The 6786-nt window shown below is 57.2% G+C and carries 5 protein-coding genes; all 5 read right to left on the reverse strand.

The annotated features are described in order from the left end of the window. The coding region (manA, locus tag K0B87_08995) for a mannose-6-phosphate isomerase, class I (protein MBW6514872.1) at positions 1-854 on the reverse strand (854 nt) is incomplete at its 3' end. A 4-nt stretch (positions 855-858) separates the two neighbouring features. Then, on the reverse strand, positions 859-1731 hold the full coding sequence (locus tag K0B87_09000) for a tetratricopeptide repeat protein (protein ID MBW6514873.1): 873 nt from the start codon (positions 1729-1731) through the stop codon (positions 859-861). Positions 1732-1764: 33 nt separating this feature from the next. After that, complete coding sequence (locus K0B87_09005) at positions 1765-4932, reverse strand: DPP IV N-terminal domain-containing protein (protein ID MBW6514874.1); 3168 nt, start codon at positions 4930-4932, stop codon at positions 1765-1767. A gap of 6 nt (positions 4933-4938) precedes the next feature. Next, the gene (locus K0B87_09010) at positions 4939-6225 is read right to left on the reverse strand and encodes a FapA family protein (protein ID MBW6514875.1); all 1287 of its coding nucleotides are present in this window, start codon (positions 6223-6225) and stop codon (positions 4939-4941) included. Further along, positions 6218-6786 (reverse strand): polyphenol oxidase family protein (locus K0B87_09015; GenBank protein ID MBW6514876.1); only part of this gene is annotated, 569 nt, incomplete at its 5' end. The genes K0B87_09010 and K0B87_09015, both read right to left, overlap by 8 nt.

The following is a 6786-nucleotide window of genomic DNA, read 5'->3' on the forward strand; positions in this document are numbered from 1 at the left end:
GAGGTCAGGCCCCCGCGCAGGACATTGTCCGAACTGGCCATGATCTCGATCCCCGCGCCTTCCAGATAGGAATGCAGGACCCCCGCCACCAGATAGAGGGCTTCGCCGGGCCTAAGGTGGAACAGGTTCAGGTATAGCGGGGACAGAATGCCGATATCCTCAGGATAAGCTCCGCGCAGAGCCAATATCGCCTTCCGGAGCGCTTCGTCGAGCCCATTATCCTCTTCCAGCGAGGAACTCAGCCTGTCGAGCACCGCTTGCTTCCGCTCCCCGGATGTTGCCATCAATTCCCGGAAAAAGCTGCGGAAACTGCTCTGGTCGAGATTTGCTGCCAAGTCCGCGAAACTGTTGAACCAGCGGTCCAAGCCCAGACGGCGAAAGTTACCCACTGTCTCTGAGTAACTTCTGAACCCGCAGAGTGCTTTGAAAGGAGTGAGCGCGCAGATCAGCTCCGGCTTGTGGTTGGGATCCTTGTAGTTGCGGAGGTGTGAATTGGGCAGCACGCCAAGCTGGTTTTCGCGCTCAAAGCCCTCCCTGGCCTGTTCCAAGGAAGGATGGGCCTGGATGGAAAGCGGTTTGGCGGCAGCCAGGACCTTGAGCAGAAAGGGAAATCCGGAATCAGACAGCTTCGCGGCCCGGCCCAGGGCCTGGTTGGAATGGAGCTGGACGTAATCCCGCAGCGAGATCTGGGTATCCTGCACCCAGATCTGGGATGATCCCAGAGGATGGGCGCCCATCCACATTTCCGCCACCGGTTTGCCCGTGGCGGGGACTTGGTCCAGGAAGCGGGGTATGAACTCCAGCGAACCCCAGGTGTAATATTTGAGCGGATTGGAGAGGCGGAAAACTGGCATGATATCAGTCCTGCGGCTGGCCCAGGCGCGCCTGCATGAGCTGCAGCAGGGGGCTGAGCAGCGGAAAATATCGCCTGGCCTGTCTGAGGTATTTTTTCGCCCGGACCCTGTCATTCCTCTGTATCAACAGGCGGATCAGTTCCTCATAAAGCCCCATTCCATAGGGGTTGTGCTCGATTCCCTTTTCCAGGATCACGATCGCCCGGTCCGGCATCCCGCACTTGACCGCACAATCCGCGTAGACCAGCATATGCTCGGTCTGGTGGAGGTCGCCGCTGCTCTCAAAAGTATGGAACGCGTTGTAGGCCAGCAGCCAGTTTTGGAAGTGGGCGAAGTTCAGGGCCTTGAGAAGCTGCAGATGCCTGTGCTGGCCGATCTTGGCCTCCGCTTTGGAGATGTACTGGCTGGCGGATTGATAATCCTCCACGCGCAGAAGCTGCTCGATGAGCAGGAAATAGATGAAGGGATTGTTGTCGATCATGTCCAATAGCTGGCGCATGATGGCGATACTTTCCAGATGCCGGCCCATATAGGCCAGAGCCAGGGCCTTGTAGTAGCTGACGTCGGGATTCGGGTCCGCGATCTGGTCGTAATAGACGATGGCCAGTTGGTATTCACCCTCGGCAAAATAGGTGTTGCCGATGATCAACTTGAGATGGTTGTCGCCGGGAGTGATCTTGAGGGCGGATTGGAAGCATTTGATGGCCTTCTTGTACTGCAGGCGCTTCTGGTAGAAATCGCCCAACGAGATCAGCGGCCTGGGATCGTCGGGATGGTCCTCGACGGCCTTTTCCAGGATCTGCACGGCGTGGATCCAATTGCTCTTCATCAGCGCTTCGGCGCGCAGGATCAAGTTGTGCAGGTCTTTATCAGGCATGGTTTTGCCCTTGGGGGAACAGCCGGATGAGGCTCATGGGAGCTCCTTCTGGATCTCCTGAATGGCACGCAGGAGCTGGGTGTCCCGGCCGGCGATCTGGTCCTCAGGACTGATCTCCACAAGGATATCCGGGACAACGCCATTGCCCTCCATGTTGCTGCCGTCCATTCTGTACCAGCCCGATCCGGGCAGGCGCATGGAGGAACCATCCAGAAGGTCGTATTGCCAGGTGCCGATCACCGAGCCACTGGAAGGCATGCCCACCACCTTGCCCAGCTTCAGTTCCTGATAGACCGTGGGAAAGATCTCGCCGTCGGAGAAGGAGTTTTCGTCCACCAGCACGATGGTGGGACGGGTCCAGGCCCGCCGCGGTTCGGGATTCTTCTCCCCACTGTAGCGGCGGGAAGTGGACCAGGCATAGGATTGCCTGCTGAGCAGGGTGATGATCTGGTCGTGGATGTGTCCGCCGGAATTGCCGCGGACGTCGATGATCAGGGCTTCCTTGTCCGCGTTGTCGCGAAAGACGTCGCGGTAGAAATTGTCATAGTCGCGGCTGCCCATGGCGGGGATGTGCACATAGCCAATGCGGCCGTCAGTCTGTTCAGCAACGGTTTTGCCGCTGGTGCTGACCTTGTGGGTGTAATACAGCCGGCGGTTCTCAGAATAATTGAGGCCGGTCACAACAGCTTCCTTCGAGGCTCCGTCACTGCTGTACTGGAGTTTGATCCGTTTGCCAACTTTATCCAAGAGCAGTGAATCCACGGGGGTTTTGGCCGTGATGGCCACTCCGTCGATGTGGGTGATGATGTCGCCCGCCTGCAGATTGTAGAATGAGGCCAGGCGTGAGGTTGGATAGACCAGGCCAACACGGATCCCTTCCCTGAGCCGGATGCTTTGATCGAACTCGAGGCCCAGATACGCCAACTGCCGATTGGGGCCACTCCCCTCCCGGCGAGGATAGAAACCGGTGTGGGAGGCGTTCACGTCTCCGATCATCTCATTCACAATGGTGGCTATGTCATCGATCGAGCGGGTATTCTCGGCGTAGGGATGATAGAGCCGGTACAACTCCTGCCAGTTCTTCCCATGCATGTCCGGATCGTAGAAATTGAGGCCAAAAACGCCCCAGACCTGTTCAAAGACGCGGGTGTTGAGCAGCCGGCTGTCATAGCTATAGTCAAATTCCGCTTTCACCTCGCCCTTGGAGCGCTTTTGGGTGTTGTAATAGTTGATCACGCCGCCTTTGAGGTAATGGAGGGTCTCCCCCACCCAGCGCCAGGTGCCGACGTCCTGGCCGAGCTCGAATTCCTTCTTCGCGTTCTGGCCATAGATATTGGCTTTCTTCAGCTCTGTCGGGGTTCCGGAGGAAGTGTTGCGCGCGGTGTAGTAGAAAGTGCTGTCGTCGATGACCTTTTGCAGCGTGAGCGAAAACCCGGAATCGGTCAGGACCGGGAACAGCCTTTTGTCCAGGTCCTCCCAAACTATGCGCAGTTCCCGGACCGGCTCCGGTTTGGGCTTCTTTTTGGGCTCTTCCTTTTCCTCGGAATCAGAGGAGTCGATCTCCATCACGTAATCGCTGTCGATCACGCGTGCGTCGTTGTCTTCTTCCTCCTCCGGTTGAGGGGAAAATATTTCCGCCCAGTGGTCTTTCTCGAATTCAAACTCGTCGCGGGGCACCAGGTCCAGACGATAAATCCCTCCCGAACGCGACATCAGGATGGACCTGTTGTCCGGAGTCCAGGCCAGGGAATGGATCCAGGCGTCTTCGTTGACCAACTTGGTGTGCTCGTTTTTGGCAAAGTCATAGAGCCAGAGCTCGCGCATCCAGACATCCTCGCGGGTGGTGGCGTAGACCGCGTAATCGCCGGAAGCATTGATGGCAAAGTTGGTCACCACGGGCCGGCTCACATCCAGCGGCCGGATGTTTTGCAAGTTCTTGTCCCCGATGGCGATCCGGCTGCTGAGGCGATTGTCGCCGTAATAGATGACCCATTTGCCGGAGGGATCCTTGTACATGTTCTCCACATCCAGATCGGCCCGGCCAAACCAGTCCAAAGGCGCCACGGCCATCGTGCTGTCACAACTGGCCCGATACAGCTTTCTTTTCCCGTCTTCCAGCATCTGCAGGAGCAGGGTGCGTCCGTCTTCCAGGAATTCCATGTTTCCCACCGCTGCGTGCCAATCCGTGAATTGCCGGACCTCTCCGCCCTTGCGGGGCATGAAGAAAGTGTCGTATTTGTAGCGCAAGGCCACCAGAAGCTCGTCCGCCGAGACCGCAAAGGCGTGGAAATCGTCCTTCATCTTTTCCTGCCGCCGTTCCTGCTGCCAGATGTCTTGGTTGATGCTGATCTGCAGCTTGAAAGACTGGTTCAGGTCCGGATCGTATTTCCAGATTTCGTTGAAATGCTCGAACACGAGGCGATCGTTGGCACGGGCCAGGGAAATGTCCCGGGCCGACCACAGCGGAAGGTCTGTCAGTTGGACAGGATTGGAGAAATCCAGGTTTTCCGCACGGTAGATCTGGAAGCGATCGCCATCCGAGGCACAATAATACAGGGCATTGCTGGCATGGGAAAAGCGTGGGTAACGCTCTGTGAAATCCGTGAATGTAAGCTGCTTGTACTTGCGGGTGGCGATGTCGATCTGCCAGAGTTCCCCGGCCACGCTGCCTCGGTACGCTTCCCTGTGGGGATTGCCCCGCCGGTTAAAGACGATGCTGCGGTTGTCGCGGGAAAGCGAGGCATAGCGGTCTCCGATCTCAGCCAGCAGAAGAGGCCGGGATCCATCCAAAGGAACCTTGTAGAAAGAGTTCCCATGGGTTTGATTGTAGCGGGTGCAGAGCAGGTTGGCTCCGTCCGAGAACCAATCGGAAACGTAATAGGTTTCCGCGATTATGGGCCTGGCGGGGCCGCCTTCTGAAGGCATCAGATAGGGATAGACGCTGCCTTCGCGATTGGCGTTGAAAGCAATCCATTTGCCGTCCGGAGACCAGATCGGACCCCATTCTCCGGCCTGGGTGGCAGTCAGCCGTTTGGCCTCGCCCCCGGAAAAGGGCACCAGCCAAAGGTCTCCGTCGTAGACAAAACAAACCTGCGTCCCATCCGGCGAGATGGCTGGGTCAGAGGCAAATTCGGGATACAGGGCAAAACCTGCCGCCGCAAAGGCGAGCAGGATGAAAGCCAATAATATCGATCTGGTCATAAGTCCTTATTCCTTTTCCACAATTTCCAAGTGGTTCTGGTTCTTGTTGATCTCGTATTCGTGCTTCAATATTCTGACCCGCACCGGAGGAAATACCGCATGGTGCACCAGCAGCCTGAGTTTCTCCTCTGTGGGGCGCTTCAGATAGTTGTTCAACTCCCGGTCGAGCTCGGCTTCGCAGGCCTTGATCCTTTCGCTCAGGTCCATAATTGCCGCCGCGTTGCCGCTCAGATCCTGTTTCAGGCGGATCATTTCCCGGGTCAGGCGCATCAGCACTGCTTTATGGAAGGGACTGATGGTGATCTCGATCTCAGTTGTGATCCCGACCGGATCGCCCAGCCTGCCGAGCGTGACATCGCCGCCGCTTTCTATGTGGCCGCCGCTCAGAGCGCCCTCCCTGGAAAAGATCCCGCCATCCGCCACAGTCTCGCATTGCAGGAAACTCCGCTCAAATTCGATCCTGCCCCGGCAGAGGACCTTGGAGCTCAAAAGCGTGGAACAGCGTATGTTTCCCCAAACCTCGAGCCCGGGCTGGCCACAGGCCAGGACGTCGCCGTCAACCTGCAGGTCGCCTTCGCAATAGACCGCGGAATTGCGGAGATTGCCGTCGATGAACACGTCCCCCGCGGCGGTTATGCTCACAAGTTCCACATTTCCATTGATCTGTAGCGACACTGGTGAACGGATGCCCTCAGTCAGATTGACAAAATCACCCGTCAGGGTCACCCTGTCTATGACGGAGATCCTGCCGGCTTCGTCAACGCTGGGAAAGCCGGACCGCTCGGCCACGAACTGCCGTTTCATCTGGTCAAACTTGACATTTTCCCCTCTGATCTGACCGATGGCGTCCGGATCGAAATTCTCGTCCTGCAGCATTTCCCCGTAGATATCATAGATCGAACCCTGCCGCTCGAAAATATTGCCGCTGTAATCCGCCAGGACCGTTCCCGGTTCGATGCAGGTCAGCTCTTTGAGCTCGTCCAGGCTGACCTTCCCATCGAAGTGCTTGGCCTGCTCCAGATCAAAAAAGTAGTTGAGCTTCGATTCTCCCTGCACACGGTTGCACATGGCGACCGGGAAGGGAGTGTCATATTCCTTTTCCATGCCGTGCTTGCGCATGTATTTGAGGGCTTCTTCAAAGCCGTACTTGATCCCCGCCTGTTCGATCAGGTCGAGGATATCCTGCTCATCTGTAAGTATGCCCTTATCGAGTATCGTCAGCCAGGCGGAAAGCCTGTCGTCACGGAGTTCCAGCTTGATGTTGCCGGCCGGATTGGTGAGAATCTTACTCATGTTCCATCCCAATGAGGTTGATTTGTCGGTTGTTGGTGCAGTCTCTGCGCCAGGAAAAATGTTCTGGCGATTCATAGGTGCAAACGCACTCTTGGTCAATGTTTTTGAAGGGAATTCCAGCCGCGATCAGCTGCTGGAAGATACCCCGCCGGATGTCTATGTGCCTGTGCAGATCCAGATTGGGATAAAATCCCTGCTCCCGCATGCTGCTGTTGTAAGAGTGCCAGGTCTTCTCATCGACCTGGTAATGCCGGTGGCAGATCCCAGCGCCAACATGGGCAATGATGTCATCTGCCTGGATGCCGTACCGGGACTGCATCAGCCGCGCGGCCTTGCCCACGATGTTTTTGCGGGTGCCCTCCCGTCCGCTATGCACGGCCCCGACCGCCCTGCAACCCTTATCCAGTAAGAGCACGGGGGTGCAGTCCGCGGTCCGGATCAACAGATACTGGCCCGGAAGGTTGGTGAGCAGGCCGTCCGTGTCCGGGATCTGGGCATGGGACCAGAATCCCGCGCCGCAATCGTCTTCCGAGCAAATATGCACCCTGTCTGAATGGGTTT

This window comes from Candidatus Syntrophosphaera sp. (assembly GCA_019429425.1).
Taxonomy (GTDB): Bacteria; Cloacimonadota; Cloacimonadia; order Cloacimonadales; family Cloacimonadaceae; genus Syntrophosphaera.

Coding starts and splice junctions, on each gene's coding strand:
- K0B87_09000 (MBW6514873.1), bottom strand. CDS start 1,731: ATGCCTGATAAAGACCTGCACAACTTGATCCTGCGCGCCGAAGCGCTG.
- K0B87_09005 (MBW6514874.1), bottom strand. CDS start 4,932: ATGACCAGATCGATATTATTGGCTTTCATCCTGCTCGCCTTTGCGGCG.
- K0B87_09010 (MBW6514875.1), bottom strand. CDS start 6,225: ATGAGTAAGATTCTCACCAATCCGGCCGGCAACATCAAGCTGGAACTC.